We start from the raw sequence: 16,146 nt of genomic DNA on the forward strand, positions 1-16,146 counted from the left end.
CCGTACACCGGTAACCGCGACCGGTTCGCGCCGCCCCGCCGACCCCCGCCCGCTGGACCTGGCCGCCGCAACCTTCCGGTCGCGGTTACCGGTGTACGGGCAGGGTGAGAGGCACGGCCAGTAGACAACGGCCAGGCGGGGGCAGCCAGTCCACGTCGGGTCGGTCCGAAGGTCGGCGCTGATCGTCTTCGCCCCACCGGCCGGGAAGGGCCTGGGAGCATCGGGGCGCGGCTTCGGCCGCGCCCCGATTTCATCCCCCCGATGTTCCCCGTGTCAGCGGCCGAGCCCTCTCAGCGGCCCAGCCGCCGGTAGCGGCGCACCGCCGCCGGGGCGGCCACCGCGATCAGCGCCAGCGGCCAGGCGACAGCCAGTTCCAGCGCGTGCCGGGCCGGCCACGAGTCCCCGCCCAGGCCCGGGTTGCCGAACAGGTCCCGGGCCGCCGCCACGGTGGCCGACAGCGGGTTCCACGCGGCGATCGCGCCCAGCCAGTCCGGCATCAGCTCCGGCGCGAGGAACACGTTGGACAGGGCGGTCAGCGGGAACGCCAGCGGGAACACCACCACCGCGACCGTGTCCGGGTTCGGCACGAGCAGCCCGAACAGGATGCCCACCCAGGTCATCGCGACGCGCAGCAGCAGGATCAGCGCCACCGCCGCCAGCGCCGGGCCGACGCCCTCGCGCCACTGCCAGCCCACCAACAGCCCGCACACCACCAGCGTGGTCATCTCCAGGCACGCCCGTACCAGGTCGGCGCCGGCGCGGCCGGACAGCAGCGCCGAGCGGGCCATCGGCAGCGACCGGAACCGGTCCACCACACCCCGGCCGGCGTCCACCGCGATCGCCGACGCGGTCGCGCCGAGGCCGTAGAGCATCGTCATGACGAACACGCCCGGCAGCAGGAACTCCCGGTAGCTGCCGTCGCCCGGCACGGACATGCCGCTGCCGAACACGTAACCGAACACCAGCACGAACATGATCGGCAGGCTGAAGTAGAGGATGATCTCCTCCGGTGCGCGGACCACGTGCCGCATGTTCCGCCCGGCCATCAGCCATCCGTCGGTCAGCGCCCTCACAACGCCACCCCCACCCGCTGCGTGTCGGCGTGGGCGCCGGTGAGCCGCAGGAACGCCTCGTCGAGCGTGGGCCGGCGGACCAGGACGTCCTCCACGGCGATCCCGGCGTCGTCGAGGGCCCGCAGCACGGCGGTGAGCACCGCGATCCGGTCGGCCACCGGCGCGTCCACACGCCGCAGGTCGGTGTCCACCGTCGCGGTCGCGCCGGTGGCGCGTTCCACGACGGCTGCCGCCGCGGGCACGTCCGCCGCGTCGTGGACCACCAGCTCCAGCCGGTCCGCGCCGATGCGGGCCTTCAGCCGCTCCGGGGTGCCCTCGGCCACGACCCGGCCGGTGTCGATGACGCAGACCCGGTCGGCGAGGTGGTCGGCCTCCTGCAGGTACTGGGTGGTCAGCAGCACGGTGGTGCCGTCGTCGACCAGTTCCCGCACCGCCGTCCACAGGCCGTTGCGGCTGCGCGGGTCCAGGCCGGTGGTCGGCTCGTCGAGGAACAGCACCCGCGGCGGCACCACCAGGCTGGCCGCCAGGTCCAGGCGGCGGCGCATCCCACCGGAGTAGGTGCCGGCCGACCGGTCGGCGGCCTCGGTCAGGCCGAACCGGTCCAGCAGTTCCTCGGCGCGGCGGCGGGCCCGGCGCGCGGACAGGCGGCGCAGCCGGGCGAACAGCACCAGGTTCTGCCGTCCGCTGAGCACCTCGTCGACGGCCGCGTACTGGCCGGTCAGGCTGATCGCGGCGCGGACCCGGTCCGGGTCGGAGGCGACGTCGTACCCGGCCACCCTGGCCCGGCCGGCGTCGAAACGCAGCAGCGTGGTGAGGATCCGCACCGCGGTGGTCTTGCCCGCCCCGTTGGGGCCGAGCACCCCGTACACGGTGCCGGCCGGCACGGCCAGGTCGAAGCCGTCCAGGGCGGTGGTGCGGCCGTACGTTTTTCGGATCCCGTCGGCCAGCACGGCCGTCGTGTCGTCGGTCATGCCGGTCAGCGTCACCGGTGGCGCTGACCGGGCGCGTACCGCGCGCGCACCGGGCGGCGACGGGCCGGTCAGCGGCCGTCGAGCAGCGCCAGCGCCCGCTGCCGGGGCAGGTTCGCGCCGCCGGCGTACGCGGTGGCGAACGCCGCCTGGCCCAGGCGTTCCCGCAGCGTGGCGGCGGTCGGTGTGCCGGCCGGGGCGTCGGCCGCGCCGGTGCCGGCCAGCAGCGCCGCCGCCGCGCCCAGCAGGCGGGCCGCCGCCTCGTGGTCGCCGTCGCGCAGCAGCGGCCCGGCCAGCCCGTCGGCCGCCGCGGCCACCACCGGCGCGTCCCACACCCCGGCGTCGGCGGTGAGGACCTGCCGGTAGTGCGCGCGGGCGGTCGCCGGGTCGCCGGCGGCGTCGGCGAGCTGCCCGAGCGTCACCAGCGCCGCCAGTCGCACCACCTCGGCGCCGAACCAGCCCGACGGGCACTGCGCGACCGCCCGTTCGCACAGCGCCCGCGCCCGCTGCGGGTCGCCGTCGCGGCGGGCGATCTCGCCGAGCCCCAGATCCGCCGCGGCAACCAGCTCCGGCGCGCCGGCCGGCCCGGCGATGCGCCGCACCCGCCGGTAGTCCTCGGCCGCGCCGGCCAGGTCACCGGCGACCAGCCGCCCGTCGGCGCGGGTACGCAGCAGCTCCGCCAGGTCCAGGGTGGAGCCGAGCTGTTCGGCCAGGTCCAGCGCCTCCGCCATCGGCGCGGCCGCCGACGCGACGTCACCGGTGCGGTAGGCGGCCTCGGCGCGGGTGGACAGCGTCACGATCATGCCCCAGCGGTCTTCGAGGGCCCGGAAGCCGGCCAGCGCGGCGTCCAGCTCGGCGCGGGCCTGCTCGTGACGGGCGTGCAGCAGGCTGACCATCGCCGTGCCCAGCAGGCCCAGCGCCCGGCTCCACGGGTCGGTGCCGAGCAGCCGGTCCTGGACGGCCTGCTCGTGCAGCGCCGCCGCGTCCTGCGGTGACGGAGGGCCGCTGGCCATGCCGGACAGGTACAGCAGGAACGGATGCCGGGGCGGCCGGGCCAGGGTCCACAGGATCCGCGACGCGGTGTCCACCTCGCTGCGCTCGCCGCCGCCGGCGAGCGTGGCGACCAGCAGACCCAGCGCGTACTCCTCGGCCAGGTCGCCGGGCGGGCCGTCGAGCCGGTCGACCAGCCGCCGGGCCAGCGCCGCGCCCTCCCCGCGCAGGCCCCGCAGCCACCAGTAGAACGCCAGCGCCGCGACCAGCCGCAACCCGGTGGCGGTGTCCGCGTGCCGCAGCGCCGCGTGCAGGTCGTCGCGCGCGGCGTCCAGGCGGCGCAGCCACCGGTCCTGGCCGCCGCCGCGCAGGCCCGCGTCGCCGGCCAGCGCCAGATCCAGGAAGTACGCGGCGTGCGCGTCCCGCACCCGCCCGGTCTCGCCGTGCTCGGCGAGCCGGGCCGCCGCGAACTCGCGGATCGTCTCCAGCATCCGGTAGCGCCCGCCGGTGGCCTCCACCAGCGACTTGTCCACCAGTCCGGTGAGCACGTCCACGACGTCCTCGGCGTCCGGCGCGCACACCGCCTGCACCGCGGCCAGGTCGGCGGCGCCGGCGAACACGCTCATCCGGGCGGCCAGGCGCCGCTCCGGGACGTCGAGCAGGTCCCAGCTCCACCCCACGACCGCCTCCAGCGTGCGGTGCCGGGGCGCCGCGGTGCGGTCACCGCGGCGCAGCAGCCGGAACCGGTCGTCCAGACGCGCCGCGACCTGCGTCACCGGCAGGGCCCGCAGCCGCGCCGCGGCCAGCTCCAGGGCCAGCGGCAGCCCGTCGAGGGTACGGCAGATCCGCAGCACCGCCGGGGTGGTGGCGGCGTCGAGGGCGAACCCGGGCGACACGTCGGCGGCCCGGTCGGTGAACAGCCGCACCGCCGGGTACGCGGCTGCCGTCTGCGGCGTGGCGGGCCCGTCCGGGGCGGGGAGCCCACCGACCGGGCACAGCGCCTCGCCGGTGAGGCCCAGCGGTTCCCGGCTGGTGGCGAGCACCCGCAACCCGGGCGCGGCGGCGAGCAGCCGGCCGGTCAGCCGGGCCGCGTCGTCGACGACGTGCTCGCAGTTGTCCAGCACCAGCAGCAGCCGCCGGTCGGCCAGCGCGGCGACCAGCCGGTCGGTGAGGTCGGCCGGGCCGCCGGGTGTGCGCAGGCCGGCGTCGCGCAGGTCCAGCGCGGCCAGCACGGCCGGCGCGACCGGCGCCCCGGCTGCCACGGCGGCCAGCTCCACCAGGCACACCGGCCCGTCGTGGCCGGACGCGACGGTGGTGGCCAGCCGGGTCTTGCCGGCGCCGCCCGGGCCGTGCAGGGTGACCAGCCGCGCCGCGCCGAGCAGGTCGTGGACCCGCCGCAGTTCCGGTTCCCGGCCGACGAAGCTGGTGAGCGGGCTGGGCAGCCGGGCGGGCGGGACGGCGTCGTCACGCAGCAGCGCCGTGTGCAGCGCGACCAGCTCCGCCGACGGGTCGGTGCCCAGTTCCTCGGCCAGCACCCGGCGCGCGTCGGCGTAGACGGCAAGCGCCTCGGCGCGGCGGCCGGCTCCGTGCAGGGCCCGCATCAGCAGCCCGTGCAGCCGTTCCCGCAGCGGATGCGCCGCCACCAGGTCCCGCAGCTCGGCGATCAGCGGCGCGCCGGCCGGCGCCAGCGCCAGCTCCGCCTCGACGCGGTCCTCGACCGCGGCCAGCCGCGCGTCCCGCAGCCGGGCCGCCTCGGCGTCGGCGAACGGCGCGCCGGTCACGTCCGCGAGGGGTTCGCCGCGCCACAGGCCGAGCGCGTCGCGCAGCAGCACCACCGCGCCGGCCGGATCACCGGCGGTGAGCGCCGCCCGCCCGGCCGCCGCCAGGCCGGTGAAGCGGTGCACGTCGACGCGCTGCGGGTCCACGGCCAGCCGGTAGCCGGCCGGACCGAACTCGATGTGCGCGTCCGGCAGCAGCCGCCGCAGCCGCGACACCTGCGACTGCAGCGCGTTCGCGGCCTGTTCGGGTGGCCGGTCGCCGTACACGCCGTCGACGAGGCGCTGCGGTGCCACGGTGCGGCCGGCGTCGAGCAGCAGCAGCACCAGCAGCGCGCGCAGCCGCCCGCCGGCGACGGGCAGCACGCTGCCGTCGGCCGCGTACGCCTGGGTCGCGCCGAGCACACCGAACCGCATGCGCCCGATTGTCGCCTGTCGCCGGTGACGCCCACACTCCCCACCCGCCGGTCACAGATGGTGCCGGCGCCATTCGGACTGCTCCTGTTCGGCGGCGACCTGCTCGTCCAACGCGGTCCGGCGCACCTGACTTCGCCACGGGTCGGTCGACCGTAGGCCCAGCAGGACCATCGAGACGCCGGCCACCGCCACAATCGCCAGCGCGGCCACCGCCGGCAGCCGGCCGGCCCACGGCAGTCCCACAGCCATCGCGACCACCACGGCGGTGGGTACCGGCGAAACCCGGTGCGTCGCGCGCACCCCCAGCGCCAGCAGCCCCGACAGGTAGATGACCAGCCCGGCGAACAGCACCCGGTTGTCCAGAGCGGCGGCGTGTGCCCGCCAGGGATCACCGTGCGGGTGGGAGATGACAGCGAGGTAACGCTTGAGGCCGAGGGCGAACAGGATGATCCCGGTGATCAGCGGCAGATGCAGGTAGGCGTAGGCGTCGCGGGCGAGCGCTGCCCGCGCGCGCACGTCGCGGGTGCGATGCAGGCGCTGCTCCAGCGCGGGCGCCAGGCTGTCGAAGTACAGCCACCACAGCGCCGCGATGATGGTGACGCCGAGCACCGACGCCACGATCACCGGCCACGTGGCCGGCAGACCGGCGCTCAACTTCGGCCCCAGCCCGAGCGAAATGATCGACTCGCCGAGCGCGATGAGCAGGATCAGGGCGTACCGCTCCGCCCAGTGGGCGGCGGACACGACTGTCAGCCCGGTGCTGGGGGCGAGGCCCCCGGAGGTGTACTCGATGCAGAACGCGGCCAGCCACAGCGCCAGCGGCAGCCACGCCTGCCACGTCTGCCGGGGCGACTCGGGCAGGGCCGCGGTGGCGAGGATCAACGCCACGCTGATCAGCGGCGGCAGGCCGAGGCGCACGGCGGTTCGTCCGCGGTGGCTGCTGCGGCTGAGGAACACCAGCACCTGGGCCGCCCGGATGACCAGATAGCAGCAGGCGAACAGGACCGGGGCGGGTGGCCCGGAATGCCGCTGCGCCGGCTCGTCGGCGAACGCCGCCGGCATGGCCAGGGTCAGGACGAACAGGGCTGCCACAGTCACCGCGCCGACAAGCGGCATCACCCCTTGGTCGGTGCGGACGACGTTGCCCAGGGCGGCGAAGGACACCCAGCACCACCACAGCAGCAACAGCAGCAACAGCCCGGCCAGCAACGACCTGCCGCTCAGGGTTTCGGAGAGCACGTTGGTGACGTTCAGGAACACGAACACGAACACGAGGTCGTAGAACAACTCGACCCGGGTGACGCGGGAGCCGGGCGCGGTCGGCAGGATGCGGCCCCGTCCCCGCTCAGCGCTCATGCTGCCGAGCATGACAGCGGGGCTCCGCCCGCCGGGCGCAGTTGTCCGATCGGCGGCGCAGGGGCGCGGGCCGACGACCGGTACGGGCGGGTAGCCTTCGGCCCGTGATCGTGGGAAGAAGCCGGTGACGACGCTGGACCGGGAACAGCCGCGTGCCACCGACGGGGCACCCGGCGACGGCGGCGCGCGTCCCCTGCCGCTGACGCTGGCCGTGCCGGCCGCCGTGCTCGCCGGGGTGGCGCTGCTGCTGGCTTTCCCGCCGTACGGGTGGTGGCCGCTGGCGCCGGTCGGCGTGGCGTTGCTGGCCGCCGCCGTGCACCGGCGGCGGCTGCGCGCCGGCGCCGGGCTGGGCTTCCTGACCGGGCTGGCGTTGTTCGCGCCGCTGCTGGAGTGGACGAACCTGCACACCGGCTACCTGCCGTGGGCGCTGCTGTCGCTGCTTCAGGCCGCCTACCTGGCGCTGCTGGGCGCCGCCACCGCCTGGGTGTCGCCGCTCGCCGACCGGCACCGGGCGGCGTGGCCGCTGCTCACCGGCGTGCTGTGGGTGGGGCAGGAGGCGCTGCGTGACCGCACCCCGTTCGGCGGGTTCCCGTGGGGGCGGCTGGCGTTCAGCCAGGACACGTCGCCGCTGCTGAAGCTGGCCGCGCTCGGCGGCGCCCCGCTGGTCACGTTCGCCGTCGCGGTCGCCGGTGGGCTGCTGGTCACCGCCGCGTGGCGGGACTGGCGGCGTGCGCCCGGGCAGTGGCGGCCGGTCGCCGGGCTGACCGCCGCGCTGGTGGCGCTGCTCGCCGCGGGCACGGCCGTGCCGGCCGGGGTACGCGGCGCGGGCGACACCGTCACCGTCGCGATCGTGCAGGGCAACGTGCCACGCCTCGGGCTGGACTTCAACGCCCAGCGGCAGGCGGTGCTGAACAACCACGTCGACGCGACGCTGGACCTGGCGCGGCGGGTCGCCGAGGGCGGCCAGGAGCGGCCCGACGTGGTGGTGTGGCCGGAGAACTCCAGCGACATCGACCCGCTACGCAACCCGGGCGCGGGGGAGCGCATCTCCCAGGCCGCCGACGCGATCGGCGCGCCGATCCTGGTCGGCGCGGTGCTGGTCGGGCCCGGGCCGGGGCAGGTGCGCAACGCGGGGCTGCTGTGGCGGCCGGGCAGCGGCGCCGACCTGGACCAGGTGTACACGAAACGGCATCCCGTGCCGTTCGCCGAGTACGTGCCCCTGCGCTCCGTCGCCCGCAAGATCAGCTCCCAGGTCGACCGGGTCCGGTCCGATTTCGTACCCGGTGACCGTCCCGGCGTGCTGGACGCCGGCCCGGCGGTCCTCGGCGACGTGATCTGCTTCGAGGTCGCCTACGACGGCATCGTCCGGGACACCGTCACCGGCGGCGCGCAGCTGCTGGTGGTGCAGACGAACAACGCCACGTTCGACGTGGCCGAGGCCCGCCAGCAGTTGGCCATGGTGCGGCTGCGGGCGGTGGAGCACGGCCGGGCCGCGTTGATGGCCTCCACGGTCGGGGTGTCCGGGTTCGTTTCCCCGGACGGGCGGGTAGACGGTGCGACCGGGTTCAACACCGCCGCGGTGGTGGTGCGGCAGATGGAGCTCGGCGACGGGCGTACCCCGGCGACCACGGCCGGGGTGTGGCCGGAGGTGGCGCTGACGGCGCTGGCGGTCGCGGCCCTGGCCGGCGCGGCCGTGCTGCGCCGCCGCCGGGAGGTCGCTCCCGGCTGAGCCGACGAGCGGGAGGCGGTGCGACGGTGGGCGTGGCAGCCGGCAGGCGGACGGTCGGCCATCCCGGGGTGGGGCGGGTCCTGGTGGTCATCCCCACCTACAACGAGGCCGACAACGTCGGGCGCATCGTCGCCCGGGTACGCGCGGCGGCGCCGGCGGTGGACGTCCTCGTCGCCGACGACAACAGCCCCGACGGCACCGGCGCGATCGCCGACACGCTCGCCGGGAACGACCCGCGGGTGCACGTGCTGCACCGGGAGGGCAAGGAAGGGCTCGGCGCGGCCTACCTGGCCGGTTTCGCCTGGGCCCGCGCCCACGGCTACGACGCCGTGGTGGAGATGGACGCCGACGGCTCGCACGCCCCGGAGGACCTGCCGGCGCTGCTGCACGCCGCCCGCGACGCCGACGTGGTGATCGGCTCCCGGTGGACCCGCGGCGCGCGGGTGCTGAACTGGCCGTGGCGGCGGCTGCTGCTGTCCCGGGTGGGCAACCTGTACGCGCGGCTGGCGCTGGGCATGCCGGTCAGCGACGCCACCGGCGGGTACCGGGTGTACCGGTCGAGCGCGCTGGACGCGATCGACCTGGACTCGGTGCGTTCCCAGGGGTACGCGTTCCAGGTGGAGCTGTCGCGGCTGGCGCACCGCGCCGGGGTGCGGATCGTGGAGGTGCCGATCACGTTCGCCGAGCGGGAACACGGCGACAGCAAGATGAGCCCGCTGATCGTGGCCGAGGCGCTGTGGCGGGTCACCCGCTGGGGGGTGCGGGACCGCCTGGCGACCGTGTCCGCCCGCCCGGATGCGCTCGCGCGCTGGCCTTGAGCGAGGGCGTGTCATGCTTGAGGGGCGTGATGACCCCGGGCTGATGAGGTGAGATGCGCCGAGGACTGAAGTACGTACCACCGGCCCTGCTGCTGCTCGCGCTGCTGGAGCTGACCGTTTTCGTGCTGGTCGGACGGGCCGTCGGGTTCGGCGCGGCGGTGCTGCTGGTGTTCGGGGCGTCCCTGCTGGGTCTGGTGCTGCTGCGCCGCGAGGGCATGCGGGCGTGGCGGAGTTTCCGGGCCGCCGCCCAGGCGGGCCGCCCGCCGGGGCCGGAGGTGACCGACGGGCTGGTCGGTCTGCTGGGTGCGCTGCTGCTGGCGATGCCGGGCCTGGTCAGCGGCGTGGTGGGCCTGCTGTTGCTGGTGCCGCCGCTGCGCCGGCTGGCCGGTGGCGGGGTGCGCCGGGCGACCGAGCGTCGGGTGTCGTCGATGGTCGCCGGTGACCTGTTCGGGCCGCGCCGGGTACGCGTGTACCGGGGTGCGCCGCAGCCGGCCCCGGAGCCCGCACCGTCACCGTCGCCTGGTCCTGCGCCCTCGCCGCAGCCGGTCACCGACCCGGGCAAGGCCATCGAGGGCGAGATCGTCGACCGCTGACGCGCGCCCGCCACGCCATCGGCTTGATCAACTCCACTTCGCCGAGGTGGCGGCCCGCCCTCGATTTGGCACGACGAGCCCGTGCCGAGTGGCCTGCTCGCGTGATCGATGCCAGCTCGGCGAGGTGGTGGCATCACGGCGGCCCGGACACACCCACCTCCCCGAGGTGAAGCCCATTCACCGGCCGGGCGCGCCGGATCAGCCGCCCACGGCCTCCCCGCCCGCCTCATGATCCGACACCACTTCGGGGAGGTGACGGCATCAAGGCACGCGCGTTACCGCTACCTCCCCGAAATGGCGGGCCGACATCGATCTGGCACGCGGATCCGGCGACCTCCCCGAAGTGGCGGCCGGCCCTGCACGGTCCGGGCAACGGAAACGCCCCCGGGTGATCCCGGGGGCGTTTCGGCGCGTGACGGACGGTCAGGCACGACCGCGGCGGGTCCGGACCTCCTGGAGCCGCTCGGCGAGGATGTCCTCCAGCTCGGCGATCGAACGCCGCTCCAGCAGCATGTCCCAGTGGGTACGCGGCGGCTTGGCCTTCTTCTGCTCCGGCTCGGTGCCGTCGACCAGGCGGGCGACGCTGCCGTCGAACTTGCACTCCCAGGTCGTCGGGACCTCGGCGTCGACGGCGAACGGCACCTCGAACTGGTGGCCCTTGGCGCAGAGGTACTCGCGGGTCTGGCGCGGCGCGAGCTCCGTGTTGCGGTCGGATTCGTAGCTGACCGCGCCCAGTCGGCTACCGCGCAGCATGCGCTCGCCCATGATCGACTTCCCCTCGTTCGTGGTGCTGGTCTTCAGGTGTAACGACCGGTCACCGCTCGCCCATTCCCCGGCCCACGGCGGCAGGGCCGTACGCGGGTCGGGAGTGTCAAGGGTAACCGGCCATGACAGCTGCCCGGCGGGGTCGTCCCCGGCCGGGCCGAATCGGTGGAGTGTTTCGCCTGTCAACGGGGATGTTACCCACCTGTTTGCGTGCCGGAGGTGACGATGAGCAGTGACGCGCCGGTCGGGGCCCGACCACCAGCCGGGAAGACCTTCTTCGGTCACCCGCGCGCGCTGTCCACGCTCTTCCTCACCGAGATGTGGGAGCGGTTCAGCTTCTACGGCATGCGGGCGATCCTCGTGCTGTACCTGACCGCGGCGGTCGCCGACGGCGGGCTGGACCTCGGCGAGTCAAGCGCGAACGCCGTGTACGGCACGTACAACGCCATGGTCTACCTGATGGCGCTGCCCGGCGGCTGGGTCGCCGACCGGCTGATCGGCGCGCGGCGCAGCGTGCTGTGGGGCGGCGTGGTGATCGCCGCCGGCCACTACGTGATGGCGATCCCCACCGGGTGGAGCGTGTTCGCCGGCATGGCGTTGATCGTGCTCGGCACCGGCCTGCTCAAACCGAACATCTCCACCATGGTCGGTGACCTGTACGAGCGCGACTCACCCCGGCGCGACGCCGGGTTCTCGATCTTCTACATGGGCATCAACCTGGGCGCGTTCATCGCGCCGCTGATCACCGGATTCCTCGGTGAGAGGATCAACTGGCATCTGGGGTTCGGCGCCGCCGCGGTCGGCATGACCTTCGGCGTGCTCCAGTACGTGCTGGGCCGGCGCAACCTCGGCGACGCGGGCGCCCGCCCGGCGGACCCGCTGCTCGGCGCCGACCGGCGGCGCGCACTGACCCGCATCGGCGTGGCGACCGTCGTGCTGCTCGCCGTCCTGCTGGTGCTGCTGGTGGCCGGCTGGTTCACCGTCGACACGGTGGTCAACCTGCTGACCGTGGTGACGGTGCTGGTGACTGTCGGCTACTTCGCGCGGATCCTGACCGACCGGGAGATCAGCGGCACCGAACGCAGCCGGATGAAGGCGTACGTGTGGCTGTTCCTGTTCGCCGCCTCGTTCTGGCTCATCTACGACCAGGCCGGGTCGGTGCTGAACATCTTCGCCGCCGACCGGACCGACCGCTCGCTGGGCGGGTTCACGTTCCCGGCGTCCTGGCTGCAGTCGGTGAACCCGATCCTCATCATCATCGGCGCGCCGCTGGCCGCCGCGCTGTGGCTCAAACTCGGGCACCGGGTGTCCACGCCCACGAAGTTCGCCGTCGGCCTGGTGCTCAACGGCCTGTCGTTCGTGCTGATGGCCGCCGCCGCGCAGGCCGCCGTCGGCGGCGACCTGGTCTCACCGCTGTGGCTCGTCGCGGTGTACGCGATCCAGGTCGCCGGTGAGCTGTCTCTGAGCCCGGTCGGCCTGTCGGCCACCACGAAACTCGCCCCGGTCAAGTACGCCAGTCAGATGCTGGGCCTGTGGTTCCTCGCCACCGCCGTCGGCGACGCCGTCGGCGGCCAGGTGGCACGGCTGGCCGACACCTGGTCCCAGCCGGTGTACTTCCTGACCTTCGGGCTGGCCTCGGTGGTGCTGGGCCTGGCCGCGGTGATGTTCACCCGCCAGATCCGGCACCTGATGGCCGGCATCCACTGACCGCTCACACCGCCGGCGTGGGCGGCAGCGGCAACGGCAGGCCGGGCAGCCCGTCGATGCTCGTGGCCACGTGGTCCTTGCCCGCGAAGTACGCGCTCAGCGACGCGTCGTCCTCCCGGGCGAACCGCCGCTCGTGCAGGTCACGGTCGGCGTCGTAGGTCATGAACGGCACCGCGTAGCCGCAGGTGTCGCGGATCAGCTCGGCGTGCACCACGATGACCGCCCGCAGCCCGTGCGGACCCGGGTCGATGTCGGGGAAGTGGGTCAGCAGGCCGGGCCAGCGCGGATCGTCGCGGAACACCGGCTCGCCGCGCCCGTGCACCCGCACGATGTTGGGCGGGCCCGCGAACGCGCACCACATCAGCGTGACCCGGCCGTTCTCCCGCAGGTGGGCGATGGTCTCGGCGTTGCTGCCGGCGAAGTCGAGGTATGCCACCGTGTGCTCGTCGAGCACCGCCAGGCATCCGCGCAGCCCTTTCGGGGAGAGGTTGACGGTGCCGTCACCGGACAGCGGGGCGGTGGCGACGAAGAACATCGGCTGCGCCTCGATGAAGTCCCGCAGTCGGCCGTCGATGCGCTCGTATGTCTTTCCCATGCCCCGATCCTCGCCGCCGGCCGGGGTGTGGCGCTGCCCCGTTCCCAGCCCGTGGCCGCCTCAGCCGGTCCGCGTGCCCAGCCGCGCCAGCGCCGTCGCCAGATCGCTGACCTGGTCGGCGAGCTGCCCGGCGCGGCGCTGCGCGGCGTCCCGGTCCGCCTCGATCACGGCCGTGCGCGCGGCCAGCTCGGCCGCCCGGGCCTCCGCGGCGCTCACGGCCCGCCGCGCCTCGGCCAGCTCCGCGGCCAGCGCGTCCCGTTCGGCGGTACGAGCGGCAGCCTGCTCCACCGCGGCGGCCACGTCCGCACGGACCCGCTCGACCGAAGCGGCAGCCTCGGCGCGCACGCGCTCCAGTGCCGCCTCGGTGTCGACACGTGCCGCCTCGGCGCGGTCCCGCTCGGCCCGAGCCTGCCGGACGGCGGCCGCCTGCGCGTCGGCCTGCTCGGTCGCGACCCGGGCCGCGCGTTGCGCCTCGGCGGCCCGCCCCTGGGCGGCCTGCGCGTCGGCGCGCGCCCGGTCGGCGTCGGCGCGGGACTGTTCGGCCCGGTCCAGGGCCTCGGTGGCGGAGCGGGTGGCCCGCTCGGCGTCGGCCCGGGCGGTGTCCCGTTCGGCGGTCAGCTCGGCCGCCCGGCGGCGTTCGGCGTCGCGTTCGGTGCGTACCGTGCGCAGTTCGTGCCGCGCGGCGTCGCGGTCGCGTTCGGCCTGCACCCGCAGCGCCTGCGCGGCGCCCGCCTCGGCGCGTGCGGCGTCGCGGGCGTCCTCGGCGGCGGTGGCCCGTTCGGCGGCGGCGGACGCGGTGGCATGTGCCCGCTCGGCGCGGTCGGCGGCGGCGTCGCGTTCGGCGTACGCGGCGCGGGCCTGCTGCCGGTCGCGGGCCGCCGCCGCGGTGGCGTCCTCGGCCTCGCGGCGGGCCTCGTCGCGTTCGGCGTGCGCCGCCGCGACCTGCGCGGACGTCTCCGCGCGCAGGTCGGCGAGCTGGCGTTCCACACCGGCCGGTGACAGTTCGGCGTGCAGCGCCTCGGTGAGCGTCTCCACGATCTGGTCGAGCCGGTCCACCGCCTCCCAGGTGCGGGCCACCTGCCCGGGCAGGCCGGGGGAGTTGCGGTGACGCATCCGCGAGTTGCGGGCGGCCCGCTGGCAGGCGCCGTCGTTGTCCCGGCAGTAGCGGAACGGGCGGCCCGCGCCGGCGCGTTGCGGCACGTCGCGTCCGCAGTGGGCGCAGGGGCGAATGTCGGTGGCGGGCTCGGCGTCCATCGGGGGCGAAGTCTATCCGGCGGCGTCGGCCCGGGCCGCGCCGTCGAGGGTGTAGCGGCGTTGCAGCAGCACCGCGACCACCATCACGGCGGCGGGCAGCAGCCCGAAGCCGTAGCGCAGCGCGTCGAGCGCGGCCGGGGACTGGGTCACGCTCTGCCCGGCGGTCGAGGCCACGAACCCGCCGGCGGCGAGGCACAGCGCGTACGCGTAGGGGCCCAGCGCCGCGCCGGTGGCCTCGGTGGCGGTCCACACCCCGGTGTACGTGCCGGCCCGCTCGGTGCCGCCGGCCGCGCGGATCACGTCGGGAGGCATCGAGAACGGCAGCAGTTGCATGCCGGCGAACGCCACCCCGAGCACCGCCACGGCGGCGACCAGCACCGGCAGCCCGGCGGGACGGCCGACCGCCAGCACCAGCGACCCGGCGGCGAACGCGACCTGCCCGGCGAGCAGGGCTCGTTGCTTGCCGATCCGCCGTGCCACCGCCAGCCAGGCGGGGGTGACCAGCAGCGCGGGCGCGACGAACGCGGCCACCAGCACCGTGGTGAGCCCGGGGCGGCCCAGCTCGTACTCGGCGTAGTAGGGCACACCGGCCAGCACCAGGTGGGTGGTGGTGGACATGGCCAGGTACGCGCCGACCAGCCAGCGGAACTGCCGGTCGCGCAGGCTCGCCGCCAGCGCCCGCCACCCGCCCAGGCCGTGCGGCGGGGCCGTGTCGGCGGCGGTGCGGCGCAACCGGCCGATCCCGGCGACGCCGACGAGCATCGCGGCGAGCATGCCGGCCGCCAGCACCACGCCCATCCGCAGGTAACCGTCGCGGGTGGCGTCGTCGCCACCGGCCAGCAGCGGCGCGAGCAGCCCGGAGACCAGGATGCCGAGCGTCAGCACCACCATCCGGAACGCCATCAGCCGGGTCCGCTCGTGATAGCCGATCCGCAGGTCCGCCGGGGTCGCCAGGTAGGGCACCTGGTACGCGGCGAACAGCAGGTTGCCGGCGACGAAGAACACCGCCACCCAGCCCGCGGCGGCGGCGCCGGTGAGGTCGCCGGGCACCGCGAACAGCGCGGCGAACGCCAGCGGCAGCACGCACCCGGCCAGCAGCAGCCGGCGGCGGTGGCCCCGGCGGGCCTGCTCGACGTCGCAGCGGTGCCCGATCCACGGGTGCAGCAGCACGTCGGCGATCTTCGGCAGCAGCAGGGTGAGCCCGGCCAGCCACGGCGCGACCGCCAGCACGTCGGTCAGGAAGTAGAGCAGCAGCAGCCCGGGCACGGTGACCCAGACGCCCATGCCGAGCGAGCCGGTGGCGAACCCGACGAGCGGGCCGCGCGGCAGGGTGACCGCGTCGGAGCGCTGATCCAGCCCGGTCATGGCGGTCTCCTGTCCTCGGGGCACGCCGCCCCCAATCCAACGGTTGCTGGATTGTAGGGGGAACAATGGCCGGATGACCATGCCTCGCCGCCGGCCGGGCCGGCCCCGCCGCGACGACCAGCGGCCGACCCGTGACCTGGTGCTCGCCGCCGCGACCGCGTTGTTCGCCGAACGGGGCTTCAACGCGGTGAGCGTCCGCGACGTCGCCGCCGCCGCGGGCGTGGACGCGGCCACCGTCGTGCACCACACCGGCACCAAGGCGCAGCTCTACGACGCCTGCTTCGCCCGGGTGTTCAGCGCCGAGCGGGAGGTCATCGAGGCGGCCGGGGAACGCGCCCGGGCGGCCCTGTCGGCCGGGCCGCCCGACGCGCTGCGGGCGCTGCACGACCTGGTGGACGTGTTCGTCGACTTCCTGGAGGACCGGCCGGAGACGACGGCGCTGTGGCTGCGCCGCTGGCTGGAGCCGCAGCGGCACGGCGAGCTGGACCGCCGTTACGCCGCGCCGCTGTACGGGCTGGTCGAGGAGCTGCTGGTGGCCGCGGCCGGGGCCGGCGCGCTGACCGAGCCGACCCCGCACGTGACGGTGCGTTCCCTGGTCTGGGCGGTGCACGGGCACGTGGTGGCGCTGGCCGCCGGGACCGGCTCGGGCGCGCGGGAGCGGCGCGAGTTCCGGGCGTTCGTGCACCGGTTCCTCGACGCGCTGTACGTCGGCGGCCCGGGAGGCACCCGCCCTTGACGCCG

Annotated in this window: 13 protein-coding genes; 5 read left to right on the plus strand and 8 right to left on the minus strand. The window is 75.4% G+C overall.

The window, feature by feature from the left end; genetic code table 11:
- Positions 1-290: 290 nt before the first annotated feature.
- The 4 genes from EAD96_RS06300 to EAD96_RS06315 form a co-directional block, all read right to left on the minus strand.
- Positions 291-1,046, minus strand: a complete 756-nt coding sequence (locus EAD96_RS06300) for an ABC transporter permease (protein ID WP_233585484.1) — start codon at positions 1,044-1,046, stop codon at positions 291-293.
- 23 nt (positions 1,047-1,069) lie between these two features.
- Entirely contained in the window at positions 1,070-2,044 is a 975-nt protein-coding gene (locus EAD96_RS06305) for an ATP-binding cassette domain-containing protein (RefSeq protein WP_121683602.1), read from the minus strand.
- Positions 2,045-2,112: 68 nt separating this feature from the next.
- Positions 2,113-5,223, minus strand: coding sequence for a BTAD domain-containing putative transcriptional regulator (locus EAD96_RS06310; RefSeq protein WP_121683587.1), 3,111 nt, complete (start codon positions 5,221-5,223; stop codon positions 2,113-2,115).
- A gap of 51 nt (positions 5,224-5,274) precedes the next feature.
- Positions 5,275-6,579: a low temperature requirement protein A gene (locus EAD96_RS06315; protein WP_233585486.1), complete on the minus strand. Its 1,305-nt coding sequence runs from the start codon at positions 6,577-6,579 to the stop codon at positions 5,275-5,277.
- 124 nt (positions 6,580-6,703) lie between these two features.
- Here EAD96_RS06315 and lnt point away from each other — a divergent pair, with 124 nt between their 5' ends.
- The 3 genes from lnt to EAD96_RS06330 are packed head-to-tail and all read left to right on the plus strand — an operon-like array spanning position 6,704 to position 9,719.
- Positions 6,704-8,308 (plus strand): apolipoprotein N-acyltransferase, encoded by a 1,605-nt coding sequence (lnt, locus tag EAD96_RS06320; RefSeq protein ID WP_121683589.1) that lies wholly within the window; start codon positions 6,704-6,706, stop codon positions 8,306-8,308.
- A 26-nt stretch (positions 8,309-8,334) separates the two neighbouring features.
- Complete coding sequence (locus EAD96_RS06325; protein ID WP_121683590.1) at positions 8,335-9,126, plus strand: polyprenol monophosphomannose synthase; 792 nt, start codon at positions 8,335-8,337, stop codon at positions 9,124-9,126.
- A gap of 53 nt (positions 9,127-9,179) precedes the next feature.
- A complete protein-coding gene (locus EAD96_RS06330; RefSeq protein ID WP_121683591.1) occupies positions 9,180-9,719 on the plus strand; it encodes an FxsA family protein in 540 nt (179 codons plus the stop codon).
- A 423-nt stretch (positions 9,720-10,142) separates the two neighbouring features.
- Here the strand turns inward: EAD96_RS06330 and EAD96_RS06335 are convergent, their stop codons facing one another.
- A complete protein-coding gene (locus EAD96_RS06335; protein WP_007070998.1) occupies positions 10,143-10,484 on the minus strand; it encodes an RNA polymerase-binding protein RbpA in 342 nt (113 codons plus the stop codon).
- Positions 10,485-10,709: 225 nt separating this feature from the next.
- Between EAD96_RS06335 and EAD96_RS06340 the strand changes: the two genes are divergently transcribed.
- Positions 10,710-12,191, plus strand: a complete 1,482-nt coding sequence (locus EAD96_RS06340) for a peptide MFS transporter (RefSeq protein WP_121683603.1) — start codon at positions 10,710-10,712, stop codon at positions 12,189-12,191.
- A gap of 4 nt (positions 12,192-12,195) precedes the next feature.
- Here EAD96_RS06340 and EAD96_RS06345 read toward each other — a convergent pair whose 3' ends face one another.
- Genes EAD96_RS06345 through EAD96_RS06355 form a run of 3 tightly spaced genes read right to left on the minus strand, consistent with a single transcriptional unit; the run spans position 12,196 to position 15,405 of the window.
- A complete protein-coding gene (locus tag EAD96_RS06345; protein ID WP_120569933.1) occupies positions 12,196-12,786 on the minus strand; it encodes a pyridoxamine 5'-phosphate oxidase family protein in 591 nt (196 codons plus the stop codon).
- Positions 12,787-12,846: 60 nt separating this feature from the next.
- Positions 12,847-14,040, minus strand: coding sequence for a hypothetical protein (locus EAD96_RS06350; protein ID WP_121683592.1), 1,194 nt, complete (start codon positions 14,038-14,040; stop codon positions 12,847-12,849).
- A gap of 12 nt (positions 14,041-14,052) precedes the next feature.
- Positions 14,053-15,405 (minus strand): MFS transporter, encoded by a 1,353-nt coding sequence (locus EAD96_RS06355; protein WP_121683593.1) that lies wholly within the window; start codon positions 15,403-15,405, stop codon positions 14,053-14,055.
- A 73-nt stretch (positions 15,406-15,478) separates the two neighbouring features.
- On the opposite strand from EAD96_RS06355, the gene EAD96_RS06360 reads away from it, so the two are divergent.
- On the plus strand, positions 15,479-16,141 hold the full coding sequence (locus tag EAD96_RS06360; protein WP_233585488.1) for a TetR/AcrR family transcriptional regulator: 663 nt from the start codon (positions 15,479-15,481) through the stop codon (positions 16,139-16,141).
- Positions 16,142-16,146 lie beyond the last annotated feature (5 nt).

This window comes from Micromonospora sp. BL1, assembly GCF_003667485.1.
Lineage (GTDB): Bacteria > Actinomycetota > Actinomycetes > Mycobacteriales > Micromonosporaceae > Micromonospora > Micromonospora tulbaghiae.

What these genes read in the sequence shown, in the direction of transcription:
- EAD96_RS06300 (WP_233585484.1), bottom strand. Translation starts at nt 1,046, where the DNA reads ATGGCCGGGCGGAACATGCGGCACGTGGTCCGCGCACCGGAGGAGATC.
- EAD96_RS06305 (WP_121683602.1), bottom strand. Translation starts at nt 2,044, where the DNA reads ATGACCGACGACACGACGGCCGTGCTGGCCGACGGGATCCGAAAAACG.
- EAD96_RS06310 (WP_121683587.1), bottom strand. Translation starts at nt 5,223, where the DNA reads ATGCGGTTCGGTGTGCTCGGCGCGACCCAGGCGTACGCGGCCGACGGC.
- EAD96_RS06315 (WP_233585486.1), bottom strand. Translation starts at nt 6,579, where the DNA reads ATGAGCGCTGAGCGGGGACGGGGCCGCATCCTGCCGACCGCGCCCGGC.
- EAD96_RS06330 (WP_121683591.1), top strand. Translation starts at nt 9,180, where the DNA reads ATGCGCCGAGGACTGAAGTACGTACCACCGGCCCTGCTGCTGCTCGCG.
- EAD96_RS06335 (WP_007070998.1), bottom strand. Translation starts at nt 10,484, where the DNA reads ATGGGCGAGCGCATGCTGCGCGGTAGCCGACTGGGCGCGGTCAGCTAC.
- EAD96_RS06340 (WP_121683603.1), top strand. Translation starts at nt 10,710, where the DNA reads ATGAGCAGTGACGCGCCGGTCGGGGCCCGACCACCAGCCGGGAAGACC.
- EAD96_RS06345 (WP_120569933.1), bottom strand. Translation starts at nt 12,786, where the DNA reads ATGGGAAAGACATACGAGCGCATCGACGGCCGACTGCGGGACTTCATC.
- EAD96_RS06350 (WP_121683592.1), bottom strand. Translation starts at nt 14,040, where the DNA reads ATGGACGCCGAGCCCGCCACCGACATTCGCCCCTGCGCCCACTGCGGA.
- EAD96_RS06355 (WP_121683593.1), bottom strand. Translation starts at nt 15,405, where the DNA reads ATGACCGGGCTGGATCAGCGCTCCGACGCGGTCACCCTGCCGCGCGGC.
- EAD96_RS06360 (WP_233585488.1), top strand. Translation starts at nt 15,479, where the DNA reads ATGACCATGCCTCGCCGCCGGCCGGGCCGGCCCCGCCGCGACGACCAG.